At 69.3% G+C, this 20,871-nt stretch carries 20 protein-coding genes; 13 read left to right on the plus strand and 7 right to left on the minus strand.

From position 1 onward, the window contains the following. Positions 1–13 precede the first annotated feature (13 nt). The 6 genes from AC1HFH_RS06920 to AC1HFH_RS06945 all read left to right on the plus strand — a co-directional run bounded on the left by AC1HFH_RS06920 (position 14) and on the right by AC1HFH_RS06945 (position 10,624). Entirely contained in the window at positions 14–784 is a 771-nt protein-coding gene (locus AC1HFH_RS06920) for an SOS response-associated peptidase (RefSeq protein WP_480246599.1), read from the plus strand. Between the two features lie 285 nt (positions 785–1,069). Then, entirely contained in the window at positions 1,070–7,144 is a 6,075-nt protein-coding gene (locus AC1HFH_RS06925; protein WP_480246600.1) for a non-ribosomal peptide synthetase, read from the plus strand. A 297-nt stretch (positions 7,145–7,441) separates the two neighbouring features. Further along, positions 7,442–7,810 (plus strand): hypothetical protein, encoded by a 369-nt coding sequence (locus AC1HFH_RS06930; protein WP_480246601.1) that lies wholly within the window; start codon positions 7,442–7,444, stop codon positions 7,808–7,810. Then, positions 7,807–8,448 carry a DUF3558 domain-containing protein gene (locus AC1HFH_RS06935; RefSeq protein ID WP_480246602.1) on the plus strand — a complete coding sequence of 214 codons (642 nt, stop codon included), beginning with the start codon at positions 7,807–7,809 and terminating at the stop codon, positions 8,446–8,448. Before AC1HFH_RS06930 ends, AC1HFH_RS06935 begins: the two co-directional genes overlap by 4 nt. 15 nt (positions 8,449–8,463) lie before the next feature. Continuing rightward, a complete protein-coding gene (locus AC1HFH_RS06940) occupies positions 8,464–9,900 on the plus strand; it encodes a hypothetical protein (RefSeq protein ID WP_480246603.1) in 1,437 nt (478 codons plus the stop codon). 4 nt (positions 9,901–9,904) lie between these two features. Continuing rightward, positions 9,905–10,624, plus strand: a complete 720-nt coding sequence (locus AC1HFH_RS06945; protein WP_480246604.1) for an ESX secretion-associated protein EspG — start codon at positions 9,905–9,907, stop codon at positions 10,622–10,624. Positions 10,625–10,864: 240 nt separating this feature from the next. Here the strand turns inward: AC1HFH_RS06945 and AC1HFH_RS06950 are convergent, their stop codons facing one another. Genes AC1HFH_RS06950 through AC1HFH_RS06965 form a run of 4 tightly spaced genes read right to left on the minus strand, consistent with a single transcriptional unit; the run spans position 10,865 to position 13,232 of the window. Continuing rightward, complete coding sequence (locus AC1HFH_RS06950) at positions 10,865–11,479, minus strand: hypothetical protein (protein WP_480246605.1); 615 nt, start codon at positions 11,477–11,479, stop codon at positions 10,865–10,867. Between the two features lie 13 nt (positions 11,480–11,492). Further along, positions 11,493–12,359, minus strand: coding sequence for a hypothetical protein (locus AC1HFH_RS06955; protein ID WP_480246606.1), 867 nt, complete (start codon positions 12,357–12,359; stop codon positions 11,493–11,495). Then, a complete protein-coding gene (locus AC1HFH_RS06960; protein ID WP_480246607.1) occupies positions 12,356–12,871 on the minus strand; it encodes a hypothetical protein in 516 nt (171 codons plus the stop codon). The genes AC1HFH_RS06955 and AC1HFH_RS06960 overlap by 4 nt, the downstream gene beginning before the upstream one ends. 52 nt (positions 12,872–12,923) lie before the next feature. Beyond that, positions 12,924–13,232, minus strand: coding sequence for a hypothetical protein (locus AC1HFH_RS06965; RefSeq protein ID WP_480246608.1), 309 nt, complete (start codon positions 13,230–13,232; stop codon positions 12,924–12,926). Between the two features lie 290 nt (positions 13,233–13,522). Between AC1HFH_RS06965 and AC1HFH_RS06970 the strand changes: the two genes are divergently transcribed. From AC1HFH_RS06970 to AC1HFH_RS06985, 4 genes are read left to right on the plus strand one after another with little or no spacing between them, the layout of a single operon-like run. Further along, positions 13,523–14,740 carry an Rv3212 family protein gene (locus AC1HFH_RS06970; protein ID WP_480246609.1) on the plus strand — a complete coding sequence of 406 codons (1,218 nt, stop codon included), beginning with the start codon at positions 13,523–13,525 and terminating at the stop codon, positions 14,738–14,740. Between the two features lie 7 nt (positions 14,741–14,747). Then, positions 14,748–15,341, plus strand: a complete 594-nt coding sequence (locus tag AC1HFH_RS06975; protein ID WP_480246610.1) for an acid phosphatase — start codon at positions 14,748–14,750, stop codon at positions 15,339–15,341. Continuing rightward, positions 15,338–15,820, plus strand: coding sequence for an N-acetyltransferase family protein (locus AC1HFH_RS06980; RefSeq protein WP_480246611.1), 483 nt, complete (start codon positions 15,338–15,340; stop codon positions 15,818–15,820). The genes AC1HFH_RS06975 and AC1HFH_RS06980 overlap by 4 nt, the downstream gene beginning before the upstream one ends. Then, positions 15,820–16,494 carry an endonuclease V gene (locus AC1HFH_RS06985; protein ID WP_480246612.1) on the plus strand — a complete coding sequence of 225 codons (675 nt, stop codon included), beginning with the start codon at positions 15,820–15,822 and terminating at the stop codon, positions 16,492–16,494. The genes AC1HFH_RS06980 and AC1HFH_RS06985 overlap by 1 nt, the downstream gene beginning before the upstream one ends. A 44-nt stretch (positions 16,495–16,538) precedes the next feature. Here the strand turns inward: AC1HFH_RS06985 and AC1HFH_RS06990 are convergent, their stop codons facing one another. Further along, complete coding sequence (locus tag AC1HFH_RS06990) at positions 16,539–16,982, minus strand: hypothetical protein (protein WP_480246613.1); 444 nt, start codon at positions 16,980–16,982, stop codon at positions 16,539–16,541. A 243-nt stretch (positions 16,983–17,225) separates the two neighbouring features. Here AC1HFH_RS06990 and AC1HFH_RS06995 point away from each other — a divergent pair, with 243 nt between their 5' ends. Together AC1HFH_RS06995 and AC1HFH_RS07000 are read left to right on the plus strand one after the other, a co-directional pair. After that, on the plus strand, positions 17,226–18,170 hold the full coding sequence (locus tag AC1HFH_RS06995; RefSeq protein ID WP_480246614.1) for a diacylglycerol/lipid kinase family protein: 945 nt from the start codon (positions 17,226–17,228) through the stop codon (positions 18,168–18,170). 252 nt (positions 18,171–18,422) lie between these two features. Further along, positions 18,423–18,677, plus strand: a complete 255-nt coding sequence (locus tag AC1HFH_RS07000; RefSeq protein WP_480246615.1) for a WhiB family transcriptional regulator — start codon at positions 18,423–18,425, stop codon at positions 18,675–18,677. Positions 18,678–18,779: 102 nt separating this feature from the next. Here AC1HFH_RS07000 and AC1HFH_RS07005 read toward each other — a convergent pair whose 3' ends face one another. After that, positions 18,780–20,294 (minus strand): sensor histidine kinase, encoded by a 1,515-nt coding sequence (locus tag AC1HFH_RS07005; RefSeq protein WP_480246616.1) that lies wholly within the window; start codon positions 20,292–20,294, stop codon positions 18,780–18,782. 56 nt (positions 20,295–20,350) lie between these two features. Further along, a complete protein-coding gene (locus AC1HFH_RS07010) occupies positions 20,351–20,566 on the minus strand; it encodes a biotin/lipoyl-binding carrier protein (RefSeq protein ID WP_480246617.1) in 216 nt (71 codons plus the stop codon). Between the two features lie 163 nt (positions 20,567–20,729). Between AC1HFH_RS07010 and AC1HFH_RS07015 the strand changes: the two genes are divergently transcribed. Then, positions 20,730–20,804 (plus strand): 50S ribosomal protein bL37, encoded by a 75-nt coding sequence (locus tag AC1HFH_RS07015; protein WP_022597109.1) that lies wholly within the window; start codon positions 20,730–20,732, stop codon positions 20,802–20,804. Positions 20,805–20,871: the final 67 nt, after the last annotated feature.

Genomic DNA, 20,871 nt, shown 5'->3' on the forward strand with positions numbered 1-20,871 from the left:
TCACCATGGAGCTATGTGCGGACGCTACGCGACCACCACGAACCCGGCCCGGCTGGCGGCCGAGCTGGATGCCGTCGACGAGACCGGCGCCCCGGACCTGGATACCGTCAGTTACAACGTCGCCCCCACCACCCAGGTGCTGACCGTGGTGGAACGGCACGACCACGACCGTCCCGACGACGACCCCGCCCTGCGGATCCGCCGGATGCGCTGGGGGCTGATCCCGGTCTGGGCGAAGGCGGCCGAACCAGGTGTCCCGGCCAAAGGCAAGCCGCTGTTCAATGCGCGGGCGGACAAGGCCGCGACGTCACCGGCGTTCCGGGATGCGGTGCAGCATCGGCGGTGCCTGGTCCCGATGGACGGCTGGTACGAATGGCTCGTCGAGCCGGCGACCGGGCCGGGCAAGGCCGTCAAGCAGCCCTATTACATGTCCGACGAGTCGGGGGATCGGTTGTACATGGCGGGCCTGTGGTCGGTGTGGCGCGACCGTGCGCAGCCGGCGGCGGAACCGCTGCTGTCCTGCACCGTGCTCACCACCGACGCCGTCGGCGAGCTGACCCACATCCACGACCGGATGCCGCTGCCGATGCCGAAACAGCACTGGGACGCCTGGCTGGACCCGGACCATCCGGCACCGGCCGAGCTGCTGGCGGTGCCGGAGGCCACGGCGGTGGCGCATATCGTGGCACGTCCGGTATCGACGCTGGTCAACAATGTGCGCAACAACGGCCCGGAATTGCTGGAACCACCGGCGGCGGCCCCGGGACAGCCGACATTGCTGTAGCGCCTCGGCAGCAGCGGCGAAAGACCGTGCGGTACGTACTCGACGGGATTTTCCCGTAGGTAGCCGATTGTTTACCGCGGTGTCGTCGCCGGGAGTATCTTGTCCGGGAACCAAACGAACGAAAGATCGCCGCAGAGCTCCAGTGCGGTGCGGTGGCAGTCGGGGCTGTCCCCGGTGGCGATCGCTTACCAGGGGAGCAAACCTACGGTGCCAGAGGACCATACGAGCCGACGCCGACGTCCGAAACCACGTGCCCGGCGGGTCTCGTCGCCCACCTTACCGCGCTTGCTCGCCGATGCGGTGGAGCGCGAGCCGGCGGGTGTCGCGCTCCGGTTCGAAGGCGAATCCTTCACCTACGCCGACGTCGACCGGCAGTCCTCCCGGCTGGCCCGGCTGCTGATCGGCCGGGGGATCGGCCCGGGTGACCGGGTCGCGCTGGCCCTGCCGCGGTCCGCCGAGGCGATGATCGCGCTGTGGGCGGTGGCCAAGACCGGTGCCGCGTTCGTTCCGGTGGATCCACGCTATCCGGCCGAGCGGGTCGCCCATATGCTCGCCGACTCCGGGGCGCGCTTCGGGATCGCCCACGATGCGGTGGCGCAACGGCTCGGCACCGGGCCGGACTGGCTGGTCCTCGACTCCGCGGAATGCGCGGCAGAGCTGGCGGCGACCTCGGACGAACCGATCAGCGGTGCCGACCGGACCCGGCGGCTGCACCCGGCGGACCTCGCCTACATCATCTACACCTCCGGCTCCACGGGGGTACCGAAGGGCGTGGCCGTCACCCACACCGGGCTGGCCGGACTGTGCGCGGAGCAGGTACGGCGGTATTCGATCACCGCCGCGGCGCGCACCCTGCACTTCGCTTCGCCCAGTTTCGACGCCAGCATCATGGAACTGCTGTTCGCGATCGGGCCCGGCGCCACCATGGTGATCGCCCCGCCCGACTGCTACGGCGGCGCGGAACTGGCCGAACTGCTGCGTACCGAACGGGTGACGCATGTGTTCATCACCCCGGCGGCGCTGGCCGGGATCGACCCGGCCGGGCTGCCGGATCTGCGCTTCCTGGCGGTCGGTGGCGAAGCGTGCCCGCCGGAACTGCTGCAGCGGTGGTCCGGGACCCGCTCGTTCTTCAATGTGTACGGGCCCACCGAAACCACCATCGTCACCACCATCGGTGCGCCGCTTCAGGTCGGTGACCTCATCACCATCGGTGAGCCGATTCCCGGGATGACGGCACTGGTCCTCGATCACCGGCTGCGCCCGGTCCCGGACCGGGTACCCGGTGAGCTGTACCTGGCCGGTCCGGGACTGGCCCGCGGGTATCACGACCGCCCGGGCCTGACCGCCGCCCGGTTCGTCGCCGACCCGACCGGCGGCGGCCGTGTCTATCGCACCGGCGACCTCGTGCAATGGGACCGCAATGCCGCCGGGACACCGGAACTGGTGTTCCTCGGCCGCACCGACACCCAGGTCAAGCTGCGCGGTTTCCGGATCGAACTCGGTGAGGTGGACGCGGTGCTGTCCGCCGACGAGTCGGTCGGTTACGCCGTCACCCAGCTGCGCACGCTGCCCAGTGGCGAAGCCGCCCTGGTGGCCTACGTAGTCCCGGCCGGCCCGGCCCGACCCGACCCGGCGGCCCTGACCGAGCGTGCCGCCGCGCGGCTGCCGCGGCATGCGGTACCCACTGCGATCGTGGTGATCGACGAGCTGCCGCTGACGCCGGTCGGCAAGCTCGACCGCGCCGCGTTGCCGGAACCGGAGATCGCCGCGCGGGAGTTCACCGCCCCGCGGACCGCCACCGAACGGGCGGTGGCCGCGGTGTTCGCCGACCTGCTCGGCACCGAGCGGGTCGGGCGCGACGACGACTTCTTCGATCTCGGCGGTAATTCGCTGCTCGCCACCCGGGTGGCCGGTCACCTCGGCGCCCTCGCCGACACCCGGGTACCGGCCCGCACCGTGTTCGACAACAGCACGGTGGCCGAGCTGGCCGCCGCGGTCGACGCGCTCACCGCCACCGGCACCGGCCGGATCCCGCTGACCGCCCGGGAACGGGGTGCGCGGGTGCCGCTGTCGACGGCCCAGCAGCGGATGTGGTTCCTGGCTCGCCTGGATCCGGCCTCGAACGCCTACAACATCCCGATCGCGCTGCGGCTGACCGGATCCCTCGACACCGCAACCCTGGCCGCGGCCCTGACCGATGTGCTGGGTCGCCACGAGGTGCTGCGCACGATCTATCCGGAGCACGAGGGCGAGGGCTACCAGGAAGTGCTCGCCGACCCGGCCGCCTGGCCGCGACTGGCCGAGATCGATGTGAGCGGGCCCGACGATCGGCTGACTGCGGAACTGCGGTCTCTTGCCGGGGCCGGTTTCGACCTCACTACCGAGGTCCCGCTGCGGGCCCGGTTACTGCGGCTCGGTGCAGACGACCATGTGCTCGCCGTGGTCGTGCACCATATCGCCGCCGACGGGTTCTCCCTGGCGCCGCTGACCCGCGATCTGATGACCGCCTACGCCGCCCGCACGGCGGGTGCGGCACCGCAGTGGGCACCGCTGCCGGTGCAGTATGCCGACTACACCCTGTGGCAGCGTGAAGTGCTGGGCGCGGCAGACGATCCGGACTCGCTGCTGGCCATCCAGCTCGGGTACTGGCGGGAGCAGCTCGCCGGTGCGCCCGCGCTGCTCGAACTCCCGACCGACCGGCCCCGGCCTCAGGTGGCCGAACACGCCGGTGCCGCATGGCATTTCACGGCCGGCGCCGAGTTGCACCGGGCGCTCGAGGAGCTGGGCCGCGCCCACGGTGCCTCGTTGTTCATGGTGGTGCGCGCGGCATTGAGCGTGCTGCTGGCCCGTCTCGCCGGTACGGCCGACGTGTCGGTGGGCGCGGCGGTGGCCGGTCGCGGTGAGCCCGAACTCGACGATCTGGTCGGCATGTTCGTCAACACCCTGGTGCTGCGCGCCCGGGTCGACGCCGGGCAGTCGTTCCGCGGCCTGCTCGAACAGGTCCGCGACACCGATATGGCCGCGTTCGCGAACGCCGACGTGCCGTTCGAACGGTTGGTCGCCGAACTGGACCCGCCGCGCAATCCGGCGCACCATCCGCTGTATCAGGTGGCGCTGTCCTTCCAGAACTTCGGTGGCGAACCGTTCCGGTTGCCCGGTCTGACCGTGACCCCGGTCGATTCGGGTGACGAGGTCGCCCCGGTGGATCTGCAGCTGACCGTGGTCCCGGCGCCGGATGCCGACGGGCTGCACTGTTCCTGGCGTTATGCGACCGGCCTCTTCGACGAGACCACCATGCAAGCGCTGGGCGAGCGCCTGGTCGCGGTGCTGACCGCGGTGGCCGCCGACCCGCATCGCGCGGTCGGAGATCTGCCGGTGCTCACCGCGGCGGAACAGCGTCGACCCGGCGTCGCCGGCGATACCGTGCCGGTGCCGGAACGGACGCTGCCGGATGCCTTCAACCACCAGGTCACCCTCCGTCCTGGAGCTCCGGCCGTGACCTGTGTCGAGGACACCGTCACCTACGGTGAGCTGGCCGACCGGGTGAACCGGCTGGCCCGGCTGCTGATCGCCACCGGTGTCGGCCCCGGCACCACGGTCGGGCTGGCGATCCGCCCGTCGATCGACCTCGTCGTCGGCATGTACGCGGTCCTCGCCGCCGGTGGCGCCTATGTGCCGCTGGATCCGGACCAGCCGGCCGAACGCCGCGCCGATATCGTCTCGGTCGCCGCGCCGGTCTGCCTGCTGACCAGCACCCGGGACGCGGTCACCGCCCCGACGGACACCCTGCCGGTGCTGTTCCTCGATCTGATCGCGGAATCGGGTGCCCTGACGCCCTTCCCGGCCGGGCCGGTGACCGACACCGACCGACACCGGCCGTTGCGTCCCGCCGACCTGGCGTATGTCATCTTCACCTCCGGTTCCACCGGCAAACCCAAGGGCGTCGGCGTCCCGCATGCGGCGATCGTCAACCAGACCGCCTATCTGGCGGCCGACTACGACGTAACCGCCGCCGACACCGTGCTGCAGTCGATCCCCTACGCCTTCGACGCCTCGCTGATCGGCTTCGCGACCCCCCTGCGGGTGGGCGCGCGGATGATCGTCGCCACCGCGGACGGGCTCACCGACCCCTGGTACCTGGCGGATCTGATCGCCCGGCACCGCGTCACCGGCACCACCATCGTGCCCTCGGTGCTGCAACTGCTCCTGGATGCCGCCCCGACCGGGGCGCTGGCCTCGATCCGCTCGGTCTGGGTGGGCGGCGAACCGCTGCCCAACGCCACCGTCGAACGGTTCGCCGCGGCCACCGACGGCCGGTTGCACAACATGTACGGGCCGACCGAGGCAACGGTCTCGATCACCAGCGCCGATGTCACCGATATCGGTGATGCCGTGGTACCGATCGGCCGGCCGCATTGGAACAGCCGGGCCTACGTGCTGGACGCCCGGCTGCACCCGGTGCCCGACGGAACGCCCGGCGAGCTGTACCTGGCCGGCCCGCAGCTGGCCCGCGGCTACCTGGGGGCGCCCGGCCGCACGACGGACCGCTTCGTCGCCGACCCGTACGGCCCGGCCGGCGAGCGGATGTATCGCACCGGCGACCTGGTCCGCCGATTGCCGACCGGTGACCTGACCTATCTCGGCCGCACCGACGTCCAGCTGAAGCTGCACGGCCTGCGGATCGAACCGGGAGAAGTGGAGGCCGCACTGCGGGCACATCCGGCGGTGGCCGGCGCCGCGGTCGCGGTCCGGCAGGAACAGCTGGTCGGCTACGTACTGGCGACGGCGGGCAGCGCTGTCGTGCCCGAGGAAGTGCTCGGCGCCGCCCGGGAGCTGCTGCCGCCGTATATGGTGCCTGCGCGGCTGCTGGTGCTCGACGATTTCCCGCTCGGCGCCACCGGCAAACTGGACCGGGCGGCCCTGCCCGCGCCGGAGGTCGAACGGCGCGAATACCGGGCGCCGGAGACCGCCGACGAAATCGCGGTCGCCGAAGTGTTCGCCGAGGTCCTCGAGCTGGACCGGGTCGGCCGCGACGACGACTTCTTCGTGCTCGGCGGTACCTCACTGTCGGCGATCCGGGTGCGGGCCGCGCTGACCGAACGGCTCGGCACCGACGTGGCGCTGCGGCTGCTGTTCGGCTATCCGCAGGTGGCCGAACTGGCGGCGGCGGTGCGCGACGAAACCTCGGTGGCGGCCGCCGGACCGGATCCCGCGGCCGATGCGGTACTCGACCCGGCCGTCACCACCGACGGCCTGCCCGGCCCGGCGCCCGGTGCGCCCCGCGAGATCCTGCTGACCGGCGCCACCGGATTCCTCGGCGGATTCCTGCTGCGCGAGCTGCTCGAACAGACCGACGCCCGCATCCACTGCCTGGTCCGCGCCGCCGACCCGGACAAGGCGCTGGCGCGGATCCTGGATTCGGCCGATCGGTTCGGTGTCGAGCTCACCGGGCACACCGACCGGATCGTCGGGGTGCCCGGCGACCTGTCCCGGCCGCTGCTCGGTCTCGGTGCGCAGCGCTTCACGGAACTGGCCGGACAGGTGGATGCGATCTACCACAACGGGGCCCAGGTCAACCATCTCGAGCCCTACGGGCGGATGCGGACGGCCAATGTCGGCGGCACCGTCGAAGTGCTCCGGCTCGCCACCACCACGCGCCTGACCCCGATCCACTATGTGTCCACCCTGTCGGTGCTCGCCGGAACCGTGCAGGACAACGGAGTGCCGGCCGGGCTGCCGGGATACGCCATGACGAAATGGGTGGCCGAACAACTGGTGCTGACCGCTATCGAGCGCGGCGTCCCGATCGCCGTCTACCGGCCCGGCCTGATCACCGGCGATACCGCGACCGGCGCCGCGCCCACCGAGGACGCCTGGTGGACGATGCTGCGCGCGATGCTCGTGCTCGGCATGGCGCCGGATATCCGCGCCATCGGTGTACCGATGGCGCCGGTGAACCGGGTGGCCGCGGGAATCGTCACGCAGTCCCGGGCCGAGGGTGCGCTCGGGACGATCTTCCGGCTGTCCGGTGCGGACGTACCACTGCAGCTGATCGCCGACGAGATCGCCCGCCGCGACTATTCGTTCGAATACGTCGGTCTGCTGGATTTCGCCGAGGCCTTGACCGAGGCCGCCGAACAGGGCGCCGACGCCGATCCGGCACTGGGCCGCGCCGCCGCCCTCAGCCACAACTACGCCGCCGTCGCCGACCCGAGCCGCTACGACTCTGGCGCCGCCGACGAAACCCTGGCCGGTGGCCGCCCGATCGCCTTCGACCCGGTCGACGCCGGAGTGATCAGCCGCTATTTCGAGCACTACATCCGGATCGGTTTCTTCCCGGCTCCGGAGTTGGTGCAGTGATACTTCAGTAGCACTGGGCGCATTTGGTGCTACTTTTCGGCCAGAAAGTAGCACTGACTCCGTCCGCCGGCGTTGCCTCCCGAGCTCGGCCTGACGCCGAGTCCGATGCGGCGACTGTCGGCCGCCGATCATGCGGTGGGGAGTGGTCTGGGCCGGAGCCTGCTGCCACGGTACGCACGGATTCGGTAGCTGCCCCCACCGTCCGAGCCGGGGCGCCGGGCGGGAACTTCGGGCCGGTTCCGTGTCGTGCCGTTCTGGTACGGTGGGCGCCGAATCAGCGCGGGGGAAGGGGGCGCGATGACTGTCGGACAGCAGGCTGCGGATGATCTGTGGCGGGCCGCCACGTCCGGGGAACTGCGGTTGGAGCCGGACGCGGCTCGTGACGTGGTTGCGGCGTATCAGCGGTTCGCTGATCAGTGTGATGAGTGGATCGATAAGGCCCGCGACTTGGAGGACATCCGGGGTTTCGGTCCGTTCGATTCGGCGCAGCAGTTGCAGAACGGGTTCGCACGGAAGGCCGTCGAACTGGGTGATGTGCTGCTGTCGTTGAAGACTGCGGCGATGCGGATGGCGGCGGGGTATCTGCGGGCGGGGCAACTGCTCGAGGAAGCGGACACGTTGAACGCAGAAGCGCTGCGGAAATCTCAGGAGGGAATGGAAGTATGAGAGCAGTGTGGATTGCGTCCAGCGTTCTGCTGGTCGCTGCTGTTGTCGGCTGCTCAGCCGATGCATCCGGTCCGGCGGAGTCGTCGGTTGTGTCCAGTGTCGAGTCGTCGGCGGTGTCGTCGACGAAGGCGGCGCGGCCGACGGTGACCGATCCTGCGGTGCAGCCGCCGGACCAGGACAACGAGTACACCCGGGCAGGGGGACGGCCGCATGTAGTGTTCGATCCTTGTACCTGGGTCAGTGACGAAGACCTGCTCGCTGCCGGGTTCCCGCCCGACACCCGTAAACGCGGTGAAGACCTGGTAGCGGAGTACACATTCCTCATCTGTCACGCAAATACGGACCAGATGACCTTGCGCATACTCTCTGGGAACATCACCTGGGAGGAAGACCAGCGCAAGAGTGGTTCGTGGCTGGAGCCGACGACGGTGAACGGCCGCCAGGCCGCGACGGGGCAGAATCCGGATGGCATCGCCAACGGCAAGGACTCGTGCACTGTGCATATGCGCACCGAGGTGGGAGTTGTCTACGTGTCGCAAAGTCTCCGCGGGATGACTGTGGCCGAAGACGTCGACCCGTGCGGGAACATCATGGAATCCGCTGCCATCATCGAACGCTCGATCGGCGAAGACAACTGACCAAGGGGGAATCCGATGGCCGATGGCGAACTGCCTCTGCTGCCGAATATCGATCCGTCGGTCGGCCGGGCGATGGCCCGCGGCCGGCAGGCGCAGTCGGGTTCGGAGCAGTATCAGGAGTGGATCAGCCACGGGGGAACCGATCCGGACTATATCGAGCGGATGGAAGCGTTCGAGGGGATCAGTCACGAGGAGGTCTGGGCCGGGGTGGATCAGGGGATGCAGCCGGGTGTGATGCACCAGTTCGGTGATTCCTGGGTGGATCTGGCGGCGGCGATCTCGGGGGCGGTGACCGGGCTGATGATCCAGACCGGGCGGGCGGCATCGGATCTGGACGGTGCGTTCGCCGCGGCCGGTGAGGCTGCGGGTAAGCGGTTCCTGACCGACGCCGGTGACACCCACGAAACGATCAAGGTGACCGGGTATCGGGTGAAGGCCGCGGCATACGGTTCCGAGGTCGTCCGGAAAACCGTTCCACCGCCGCCGGTGGCGCCCGCACCCGGCGCCGGTGACGACGGCGTGATTCCGGCGCCGATGGTTGTGGCCCTCGATACCACCAACCCGAGCAGCCGATCGATGTACGAGCAGCAGAAGGAGGAGCTGCGTCAGCAGGCGGTCGAGGCGATGAACACGGCCTACAAGCCGACCTACAACCCGGCCGGTTCCGGGGTGCCCGCCTTCGTGGCTCCCGCGATTCCCGGCGAAGGTGAGGACCCGAGCCTCGGAAACGGTGGCAGCCCAGCCGGTTCCGGCGGTCCGGGTGCGCCGGGCGATGGTTCCGCCGCAGGCGTCGACGATCCGGACGATGGTGCACCCGGCGCAGGCGACCCGGGAGCCGATGATCCCGGAACAGGTGAACCGGGAGCCGGTGACCCGACGGGTGGTCCCGGGTCGGATTCGACTGCCGCGGAGAACGATACCGAGCCCGCCTCCACCACCCCGGCCGCTACGACGCCCACCGGCGGTCCGGCCGTGCCCGGCTCCGGCCTGCCGGGTGCACCCGGCGGCCCGAGCAGCCCGGGCGGTCCGGGCGCACCGGGGTCCGGAGCACCCGGCGCCGGAACACCCGGGCTCGGCGCGCCAGGCTCGGGCGCACCGGGAGTACCGGGTGCGGGCCGCAGTGTCCCGGGGATGCCGTTGGCCGCCGGTACCGGCCCCGCCGCGGGCACGGCCCGCCCGGGCGGCGGCACCGGCATGGGCCGGGGCATGCCGGGCATGATGCCGCCGGCCGCCCGCGGTGGCAGGTCCGACGACGAATCCGAACGCACCAGCCCCGACTACCTCCGGCGCGTCTACGAAGAACTGGCCGGCCCCGACCAGCCGCAGGTACCGCAGGCCATCGGCGCCGACATCCCCGCAACCACAACCGATGCCGCCCGCGACGAACCGATCGGTGGCAGGCCGCCTTCCGGTCGGCGACCTGGGCCGGACGAGTCGCACAGGTGGCGGTGAGGACGTGGACTGGAGTTTCACCAGCGACCAGTTCATCCACATCTGGCGCGCCGAAACCGGCGGTTCCGACCGCTGCCCATTCCCGCTCACCATGCGGTCGACCGTGCGCTGGCAGGACGAATACGACGCAATAGCCGAGGAAACCCTGCGTAAATGGCCACCCGGCCACGACCCGCAACTGACTCGGCTGCTGCGGAAGGCAGCCGACCCGGCATCGTCGTTCGCGCTCTACCACACCCACGGCACCCCGGTGCGCGCCTACGCCGCCACCACCGGACACCGCGGCGTGGTCATCCGGCAGCGACCCGACCCCGATCCCGCCACCGCGGGTGGTATCGACATCCACGCGGTCGCCGCACCCACCGTCGCCCGCGCTTTCGCCGCCTTCCTTGGCGATGTCCCTGCCGGCCGGGAAGCCCACCTGATCGAGGACACCGACCGCATCACCGCCTACTTCGAATCCTGGCAACGCCCACCGGCCAGCACCACCGCCCGCATGATGCGCATCCTCACCGCACCACACACCAGCGCCGGTCATATCGAAGCCCGCCACGGCCTGCACGAAGCCCGCCCGCACGCCGTCCGCCACCTCAGCTGGCTCGACGTCACCGACGACGGCCGCTACCGCACCTACCGCACCTACAACGACCTGCACATCGAACCCCTCGGCAAACGGTCCCTGCTCCGGGCACTCACCGAACTCATCACCCCCGAAACCGACTGAGACAGGGTGCTCGGCACTGCGGTTCGTGCCGGGGACCGCGTTGCTTGTCGCAGTAGGCGCGTGCTCCGGGTGAGATTCGCCCGGTTGCCCGGTACCAGCGGGCGGAGTTGCGCTATTCGCACAGGATCGACCCAGATCGGCGCTTTTCGAGCTGTTGCACCATGCGTGGGCCCCGTTTCTGCAGGAACGAGCATGCTTGTGTGCGAATAGCGCAGTCGGCAGCGTACGCCGCAGGGACCTCTACCAGATGCGCCGATTACGGGCGTCTTCGTCCTCCCACTGCCGAGCCTGTTCCTGAAAGGCCGCAGCCTGGGCCCGTTCCCGCGCCGCTCGCGACTGGGCGATGCGATACGCCTGCCATTCGGGGGACCCTTCGGGCGGTGCCTGTCCGGCATATCCCGGCTCCGTCGGCGGAGCGTACGTCGGCATCGGGTCGGGGGCCTCGTACTGCGGATATCCGCCGGTCCATCCCGTAGACGACGTGGTGGTGGCGCCCGGTTCCGCCGCATGCTGCGCTGGAACGGTCTGATTCACCGCCTGATTCCGTCCGTCGAGTTCGCTGTCCGCGAGCGCGGCGAGCCGATTCACCTTCGGGTCGTCGTAGAGTTCGCTGCGCACCTGGACCGCCTGAGCGGTCGCCTGCTCAGCGACATGCTGGTATGCGCGCATGAGCAGATCGGCCAAACCGTCGGGGCCGTGTGCGAACGCCGCCGAACTGAGCCGGAGCTGGGTCAGTCGGCCACAACCATCGGTTTCCACGACGACGCCGTGCGCATCCACATGTGCGCGGATCTGGTTGACCGAGTGTTCGATCCGGCTGAATTTGGCGGCGAGTTCCTCGTTCGGGTCGGTCATGCTGTGGTCCTGATCAGCGGGGAGTGGTCGGGGTCGGTGTTGTGGCGGTGGGGGCCGGCGTTTCGGTCGCCGGTGTTTCGTTTTCGGGCCAGCCGGGGTAGGCGGGGCGAATCGGTGGGGGCGTTTCGGTGACGGTTCGCGGGTTCTCGGTGGGGGCGTCGGGGTAGAGGCTGGTCGCCCAGGGGGAGCACCGCAGTGTCGGGTCCCGAAATTCGGGTGTGCCGATCTCAGCGTCGGTGAAGTGGTCGACTTGCCAGCCGACGAACAAATTGTGGTTCGGCACCGGCCAGTGGGACTCCACAGGGGAGATGGGGAAGGTGGTTGTCTCCGGCATGTCGTCGGGGTGGACGTCTACTCGTGTGAATCGGATATCACTTCGGATTCCTTCGGCTGGCGCTACCCGTGCCCGATCGATGTATTTGTCACCGTCTACTTCGTACAGTTGAACGGAGGTGATGCAGAGGTTTGCGACGAATCCGTTCTCTATGGGGTAGATGTTCATGATGCGTTTGTCGATCGTTCCGATGACCGTCTTCCGGTTGGAAGTGTCGATGAACTGCCGGTCGTCGCTGAAATGGAGGGCGTCCATGTATCCGAGGTAAGTGTGTTCCGGGCCTGCGGCGCCGCCGATGGATTCGGATTCGCTGGCCGCGCGGGCGAGTGCCGCTTCGGGCGACAACAGGTCGACCCCGGGTTCAGCAGACCATACGGTGGATGCGTTCCGAACTTCCGGCGGTGCAACCAGCCCGGGCGGTGTACTGGGCGTTGGTGCGGCGCCGCTCAGGGCTGGGGTCTCGGTGGTGGGGCTACCGGTGCAGGCGGTGGTCAACGCCGTAGTCAGGGCGACTCCACCCAGGGTGGTTCGGAGCTTCTTGTTCACAGGATCACCGGCCATCGGTTGTCGGGGGAGTTCGATGCTTCTGGTGTGGGAACATATTTGTGAGTATCTCTCCCGTGCTCTTCGATAACCGGCTGCAGCTCGGGTTCTCCGGTGCTAGCACCAGCCAGATATCTATCCAGGGCCGCCCCGTCCACCCCGGCGTTGATGATTAATTCGTTGATATCCCGTTCTGCTTCGTTCTTTATGCTCTCAGGCACTTCTGGTCGATCGTTCTGGTAATCGGAGTACGTCTTGAACCGGTCGCCGTCGCGATACATCTCCGGCACCTCATTGATATCGATGATTCCTTCGTTGGCGAGCGTCTGCAGCATGAAGTACTTGCGGTGTTCCTGTGTTCCCCAGTCGGTGGGACTGAAAACACCGTCCTGCTGAACGGTCCCGGGCCCGGAATCGATCGTGTCGAGCTTCAACGGCGAGTGCGGCTGCACATCTTCGGGTTCGAACGGCATCAGGGCAAGCTTCCCCGGCTCGGCCAGCGTCGCGGCGGTCACGCCCCAAGGGCCGGCTGCCAGGACCGTACCTGCGAGATCGTCGGCAGCTCGGTCATTCGATGGCCTCGGTCAGGCCGTCGAGCTGCCCCTTGAACGCTTGATCGACCTCTTCGTAGGTGTTCGCAGCATTCGCGGCGCCCACACTCATATTGCGCACATTCGTGGCGTGTTCACCGATGTTGGCGCCCAGCTTCGCGCCGATCCGGCCGATGAGGTCGTCGAGCCCGGCACCGGGCATCACCACCGCTTCCAACCCGGCGCGTACCGGGTCCATGACCGTATTGATCTCGTCGGCCTTGCTGCTCAGTGTGCCGGCCAGCGTTCGTAGCGCATCGATGTCGGCCTGAACCATTTCCCCCACCGGGGATCACCCCTTCCGGGCCGTGCTGTACCGGCCCGCTCCGTCATCGTTCCCGGCTATCGTATCCGACCCGCGTCCACCCGATCGGAGCTGTCGGTGCCCCAGGGCGGCATCCCGATCGCCGGCCTCCCTCGCGGTAACGGTTTCGGCCTGACCTGGGTGGATGACCTGCCGGTCGTCGATCGCCCCGAGTAGGTCTGCGATGGCATCCGAACGTGCGGAATCCGCTTCGCCACCCCGTTCGAGGACGGGCGCAGCCACGACCATCGGATACCGATACAGTCCTTGATGTGCTCGCACCGGAGCGGCGGACCCGCGCCGACATCATTGCCGCAGTGGCGATCGCCGTCACCGTCCTGGTGGCGGCGATCCTGGTCTGGGCGCGCAGCGACATCACCGGAACGGATTCCGTGCCGGCGGCGGAGCCGGTGCCGACGGCCACCCCGGCCACCGAGGTGCCAGTGGCCCTGCAGGAACGCTGGCACGCTGCCGACGGGGCGAGCAACCGGGCGCTGGTGGCCGGCCCGGTGGTGGTCACGGGGGACGGTGGCACGGTCAGCGGCCGGGATCCGCGCACCGGGGAACAGCTCTGGTGGTATCGGCGGGATATGCCGTTGTGCGGACTGGCCGCCCAGTACGGCGCGGTGATCGCCACCTACCGGGATCAGCGCGGCTGCAGTCAGACGGTGATGCTGGCCGCCGATACCGGCGAACGCCGGACCGCCCGCAGCAGCTATATGGACCGGGAGATCCGGCTGACCGGGGATGGCACCTATCTGCTGGCGCTGGGTTCGGATCGGTTGGAGATGTGGCGTTCGGACCTGGTGCGCACCATCGAATACGGGTATGTGAACGCACCGGAGATCTCCGATGCCCAGCCGCGCAGTGGCTGTACGCTGCGCTCGGCGACCTCATCGGCGTCCCGGCTGGCGGTGCTGGAGCGCTGCCCGGACGAACCGGCGGCCCGGCTCACCGTGCAGGATCCGGCGCCGGAGGACTACCGAGTGCCGGAGGAGGACGGGTCTCGGGTGCTCACCGAGGCCGGTGCCGCGGCGCCCGGAGCGCGGGTACTGACCGTCGCCGACGAGCGGACCATGGTGTACCTGCCGGCCGCGGGTGATGCGGGCCCCCGGCTGGTCACTTACGACAGCACCGTCGAACTGCTGGAAACGCACGAGCTGACCGCACCGTTGTCCGACGATGCCGCCGTCACCCGGATCGGCACCGTCCAGTACCTGTTCACCGGCGACAGCCTGATCGCGCTCGCGCCGAAGACCCTCGCTCCGCGGTGGCTGATTCCGGACGTGCTCGGCACGCCCGCAGCAATGGCGGAACAGCTGCTGGTCCCGGTCGCCGATGGAGTGCTGGTCGTCGACCCCGGCTCCGGCACCTCGCAGCGCCGGATTCCGGTGCAGCGCGCCGACTATCACGGCGGTCCGATCTCGACCGCGGTGCTCGGCAGCACGGTGCTGGAGCGACGCGACAATCGCGTGTACGCGCTGTCATGATGTGATCATGTCCGATCTCTCCGAATCCCGGGTGGTGCTGCTGCGGCACGGCGAGACCGAATGGTCGCGGCGGCGCAAGCACACCGGGCGCACCGACCTCCCCCTGACCGAACACGGTGAAGAGCAGGCGAAGGCCGCCCGCGAGGTGCTGACCGGGCTGCGGCTGCGGGAGCCCCTGGTGCTGACCAGCCCGCGGGAACGAGCACGGCGCACCGCGGAGCTGGCGGGCCTGCCGGCCGCGACGGTCGACGCCGACCTGGCGGAGTGGGATTACGGCGACTACGAGGGCCTCACCACCGCCCAGATCCGGGAGCAGGTGCCCGGCTGGACGGTGTGGACGGGCAGTTGTCCCGGCGGCGAAACCGCCGACGAGGTCGGGGCCCGCGCCGACCGGGTCCTCGCCCGTGCCGCGGCCGACCTGGCGGTACGTGATGTGGTGCTGGTCGGGCACGGCCACTTCTCCCGGGTCCTGATCGCACGCTGGGCCGAATTCGCGGTCCGGGAGGGCCGGCGGTTCGCCATGTCCACCGGTGCCGTGAGCGTGCTCGGCTTCGACCACGACGCACATACCGTCCGCGCCCACAATCTGGTGGCCGGATGAGCGCGATCACCACCCGGCCCGCAACGGCGGCCGACGTCCCCGCCCTGGTGGAGCTGGTCTACGACCTCGCCGAATACGAGCGGGCCCGGGACGAGTGCACGCTCACCGCCGGGCAGCTGGAGCGGGCGTTGTTCGGCCCGGAGCCGGCGGTCTTCGCCCATGTCGCTGCCGCCGGTGCCGAGATCGTCGGCTGCGCGATCTGGTTTCGCAACTTCTCCACCTGGGACGGTGTGCACGGGATCCACCTGGAGGATCTGTACGTGCGACCGGAGGCCCGGGGCCGGGGCGCCGGTAAGGCGCTGATCGCTGCGCTGGCCGCGGTCGCCGTCGAACGGGGCTACAGCCGGGTCGCCTGGTCGGTGCTCACCTGGAACCGGCCGTCCATCGAGTTCTACGAATCGCTGGGCGCCGAGGCTCAGCACGACTGGCTCGGCTACCGCCTGTCCGGTAAGGCACTGGCCGAACTGGCGGCACGCTAGTGCGGATCGCCGACCACGGGCCGTGGCCCGAAACGGCCGCCGAGGCCACTGCCCTGCAGGACGCGCTGCGGCCGTCGGTCTGCGAACGGCTCCCCGGCCCGCCGGTGTTCCGGACCGTCGCCGGTGTCGACTCCGCCTACGCCGAGGACGGCCGGGTGGCCACGACCGCCGTCGTCCTGGACGCGGACACGTTCGAGGTGCTCGACGAGGCGACCGTGCACGGGAGCACCGATTTCCCCTATGTGCCCGGCCTGCTGGCCTTCCGGGAACTGCCGACCACGGTGGCCGCGCTCGCGGGCCTCACCCGGACACCGGATCTGCTGGTGTGCGACGCGCAGGGACGTGCGCATCCGCGGCGGTTCGGGCTGGCCTGTCACATCGGACTGCTCACCGGGGTACCGACCGTCGGAGTGGCGAAATCGGTCTGGGGCGAGCACCGCGAACCGGGCCCGCACCGCGGCGACGCCACCGAAGTCACCATCGACGGCGAGCCGGTCGGCCGCGCGCTGCGCACCCGCGACGGAGTCAAACCACTGTTCGTCTCGGTGGGTCACCTGATCGACCTGGATACCGCCTGCGAACAGGTCCTGGCCCTCACCCCGCACTACCGTCAGCCCGAAACCACCCGCGCCGCCGATCACCGCTGCCGCGCCGCACTCCGGGCGCCCACCTGATACGCGGCGCACCGTCGGCCGCGGAGCGCGGGTGTGCCGCCGGTTCAGTCGCCGTCGGGGTCGCCGTATTCCTGGGCCAGCCAGTGCGTGGATGCCGGCAGGAACAGCGCCACCAGTGCACCGAGTACGACGACGCCGAGCAGGATGCCGAATGCGGGCTGATGTGAATCGGTGAGCAATGCCCAGGTGACCGGAAGCAGCAGCACCTGGGCGATCAATGCGATCGCACGCCCCCAGCGCCGACCGGCCAGCAGGGCGATGCCCGCGGCCAGTACCGCACCGCCGAAGAAACCGAACCAGGCGGCGGTGCCGTAGCCGCTGGCCACCGACTGGTCGCTGCCCGTCAGTCCGCGCACGATCAACACGATCGCCGTGATGACCCCGGCGGCGCCCTCGAGCGCGACCAGGGCACCGGCCGCGCGGATCGTCGCGGGCACCCGCTCGCCCTGCGCGCCGCTCTCGATGTCCGACTTGCCCAGCTCTGCCACTCGCCCAGCCTACAAGGCCCGATGTCGGCGTCCGGCCGGATGCATCCGGGCTCGGCTCGTCGCCCGGCACGGCCGCTACCGCGTGGTATCGGCGACGATGACGCGGCGAACGGCGAACCGGACACGGATGCGCCGGATGGGACTGCGGCGTCGCGCTTGGGCCGTGCCGGGTTCGGGGCGCGCCGCCGTCGGCGGCCGCACGCTGGAAGCCGTCCCGCGGCCGGGCCGGATAGGCTCGGTCGGGTGCGGACGTTGCTGATCGTCAATCCGAATGCCACCTCGACCACCCCGGCCACCCGGGATCTGCTCGCGCATGCGCTGGAGAGCCGCACCCAGCTGACCGTGGCGCACACCCAGCATCGCGGTCATGCGGCCGAGCTGGCGCAGTGGGCGTCCACCCAGGGCATGGACCTGATCGTGGTGCACGGCGGCGACGGGACGGTGAACGAGACGATCAACGGGTTCCTGCCGCTGCCCCAGGTGGGTGACGACCAGGTCTGGCTGCCCCGGCTCGGCGTCATCCCGGGTGGTTCGGCGAACGTCTTCGCCCGGGCGCTCGGCATCTCCCCGGAACCGGTGACCGCAACCAACCAGCTGATCGATCTGCTCGGCCTGGATGCGGATCGGCGGATCGGGCTCGGCGTCGCCGACGATCGCTGGTTCACCTTCAGCGCGGGTGTCGGCCTGGACGCGGACGTGTGCGAGGCCATCGACGCCGCCCGCGCGAAGGGCCGCACCGCGACCCCGGCCCGCTATCTGGCGACCACGGTGCGGCAGTTCTTCCGCGCCCGGAGAAAAGAACCAACCGTACGGGTAGAAGTTCCCGGACATGATCCGGTGGACTCGGTGCATTACGCCTTCATCACGAATTCCAGCCCCTGGACCTATCTGGAAGATCGCCCCATTCGCACCAATCCGGGCACCTGCTTCGAGACCGGACTCGGGGTGTTCGCGGTCCGCTCGATGTCATTGACCACCACCGCGCGACTGGCCCGCCAGCTCCTGGCCGCCGACGGAGATCCCAAGTCGCGCAATTTGTTTCGCACGGACGACACATCTTCGGTGCGGATCGAGTCGGATACGCCGATCGGCCTGCAAATCGATGGCGACTTCCTCGGCAAACGCAACATGGTGGATTTCACAGCGGTACCCGGAGTGCTGGATGTGGTGGCTCCCAAGCCGTCCTGATCAGCGAACACGGATGAAAAAATCCGTGTTGCGCTGCAAAAACCGGGGAGAGCGAGTAGAAAGGACCGAGCAGGTCCCCCTCCCGGGGCCCTTCAGAGCGTGAGCTTCCCCACGGTGCACCGGATACCTATTGACATCTACGGTGTTCGTGAAAGCATTCACAAGCAACCGTGCGGAAACATTCGAGTCGCACAAGTGAACGAGCCACCAACGATCGGTGCCCTTCGGGGTGCCCAGCAAAGGAGCAGAGGAATGGACTGGCGCCACAAGGCCATCTGTCGCGATGAGGACCCCGAGCTGTTCTTCCCGGTGGGTAACAGTGGTCCTGCGCTCGCGCAGATCGCCGATGCCAAGCTGGTCTGCGCCCGCTGCCCCGTCACCGCCGATTGCCTGTCGTGGGCCCTGAGTTCCGGACAGGACGCCGGCGTCTGGGGCGGTATGAGCGAGGACGAGCGGCGTGCGCTCAAGCGTCGCAACGCGCGCACCCGCACTCGCACCGGAGTCTGACGCACTCCGCGGTGTTACCCGGGCCGCCGCGCGCGGCCCTCGGTAACACAGCCCGAACCCGGCACCCGCGGTGCCGGGTTTTTTCGTGCCTCGGCGCGCCGCTCAGCGCGCGTTGCGCCGCCCGAGCGGAACACGCAGCACCGCATCGGTCCCGATATCCGCCCCGGGATGCAATCCGATGGAACCGCCCAGTTCGGCCGTCACCAGGGTGCGCACGATCTGCAGCCCCAACCGATCGGAACCGGACAGGCTGAAGCCCTCCGGCAGCCCCCGGCCGTCATCGCTGATGATGACGTCGAGCCAGCGGGCCGATCGTTCCGAGCGGATGGTGACGGTGCCCTGCTGACCGGCATCGAAGGCGTGCTCGATGGCGTTCTGGACCAGTTCGGTCAGCACCATCACCAGCGGTGTCGCCCGCTCCGCGGAGAACACCCCGAGCGATCCGGCCCGCCGCACCTGGATCCGGGCGGTGTGCACGGTGGCCACATCGGCCATGATCGGCAGCAGCCGATCCACCACTTCGTCGAGATCGACCTGTTCGTCCACCGACATCGACAACATCTCGTGCACCGAGGCGATCGAGGTGACCCGGCGGACCGATTCGGTGAGGGCGCCGCGCGCCTCGGAATTCTCGGTCCGGCGAGCCTGCAGGCGCAGCAGCGCGGCCACGGTCTGCAGGTTGTTCTTCACCCGGTGGTGGATCTCCCGGATCGTGGCGTCCTTGCTCAGCAGCGCCCGGTCGCGGCGCTTGACCTCGGTGACATCGCGCACCAGCACGGCCGGGCCGGCCAGCTCACCCTTCGGGCGCAACACCAGCGTCCGCAGCAGCACGGTCGCGCCGCGGGCCTCGACCTCCATTCGCCGGCCGGTCCGGCCGGCCAGGGCGGCCTGGATATCGGCGACCACTTCCTGAGCGTCGAACGGATCGGTGATCAGGGAACGGGTGGTGACCGCCAGGTCCTGGCCCAGCAGATCGGCCTGCAGGCCCATCCGGTGATAGGCCGATACCGCGTTCGGGCTGGCGTAGACGACGGCGCCGTCGGTGTCGAGACGGATGAAGCCGTCACCGGCCCGGGGGCTGGAATGGGTCGCCGCGCGGTCCTCCGGTGTCGGGAAGGTGCCGTCGGCGATCATCTGGCACAGATCATCGGCACAGGCCACGTACGCGGTCTCCAGGCTGCTGCGCACCTTGGACCGCTGTACATCGGTGTCACGGCTCAGCACCGCGATCACATCGTCGCCGCACCGCACCGGAATGGCCTCCCGGATCGCGACTCCGGGGTGCGGGTGGTAGACGCCGTCCACATCCACCTCGGTATCGGTACGCACCACCTCGCCGCGGCACAGGGCATCGAACACCTGCGGGTACTCGGCCCGGGACGCGGTCGAGCCCACCTCGTCCTCGGGGTGCACGGTCGGTGCCGTGGTGGGCCGGATCTGCGCCACGCAGACCACATCCGCACCGTCTGCCACCGGTCCCGCGCCGACCCACAGCAGCAGATCGGCGAAGGACAGATCGGCCAGCAACTGCCAATCACCCACCACCCGCTGCAGATGATCGACGGCCACGCCCGGGAGGTCGGTGTGCTCGGCCAGGAGCTCGCTCAGTGTTGCCACGTCAGATCCACCGCTGCTTTCGATCCACCACCGTTTTCGATCAGGTTCCGTCTGCGCTACGAGATCACGGCGATCAGATCGCCCTGCTGCAGCACCTGCCCCGGTGCCACCGCCACCTCGGTGACCTCACCGGCGGTCTCGGCCAGCACCGGGATCTCCATCTTCATCGATTCCAGCAATACCAGCGCCTGGTCCATCTCGACCTGCTGACCGACCGCCACATCGACCGTCAGCACGGTCGACACCATCTCCGCGCGCACTTCCTCAGGCATGACACCCTGCTCCTCGTCCGTCGTACCGCATCCGGCTGTCATTACGCATCCGGCTGTATCACGCATGCGCCGGAGCTACAGCCAACCACACATGGAACAATGGCCGACGACCAGATTGTGCTCCCCATGCAGGTGGGGAGAACCCGCAGAAGGGAGCAGACCCATGGGTAAGCGAGGACGCAAGAAGCGCAGCCGTAAGGGCAACGCCGCCAACCACGGCAAGCGGCCCAACGCCTGAGCGCTGCCGACGGCAGCCCGTCGGCACAAACGACAGCAGCACGCCCTCACCTCGGTGACTGGGCGTG

Source organism: Nocardia sp. KT25-26 (assembly GCF_056627695.1).

Bases quoted from the DNA above. Each gene is read 5' to 3' on its own strand.
- AC1HFH_RS06950 (WP_480246605.1), bottom strand. From the start codon at position 11,479: ATGACCGACCCGAACGAGGAACTCGCCGCCAAATTCAGCCGGATCGAA.
- AC1HFH_RS06940 (WP_480246603.1), top strand. From the start codon at position 8,464: ATGGCCGATGGCGAACTGCCTCTGCTGCCGAATATCGATCCGTCGGTC.
- AC1HFH_RS06935 (WP_480246602.1), top strand. From the start codon at position 7,807: ATGAGAGCAGTGTGGATTGCGTCCAGCGTTCTGCTGGTCGCTGCTGTT.
- AC1HFH_RS07000 (WP_480246615.1), top strand. From the start codon at position 18,423: ATGGACTGGCGCCACAAGGCCATCTGTCGCGATGAGGACCCCGAGCTG.
- AC1HFH_RS06980 (WP_480246611.1), top strand. From the start codon at position 15,338: ATGAGCGCGATCACCACCCGGCCCGCAACGGCGGCCGACGTCCCCGCC.
- AC1HFH_RS06975 (WP_480246610.1), top strand. From the start codon at position 14,748: ATGTCCGATCTCTCCGAATCCCGGGTGGTGCTGCTGCGGCACGGCGAG.
- AC1HFH_RS06920 (WP_480246599.1), top strand. From the start codon at position 14: ATGTGCGGACGCTACGCGACCACCACGAACCCGGCCCGGCTGGCGGCC.
- AC1HFH_RS06930 (WP_480246601.1), top strand. From the start codon at position 7,442: ATGACTGTCGGACAGCAGGCTGCGGATGATCTGTGGCGGGCCGCCACG.
- AC1HFH_RS07010 (WP_480246617.1), bottom strand. From the start codon at position 20,566: ATGCCTGAGGAAGTGCGCGCGGAGATGGTGTCGACCGTGCTGACGGTC.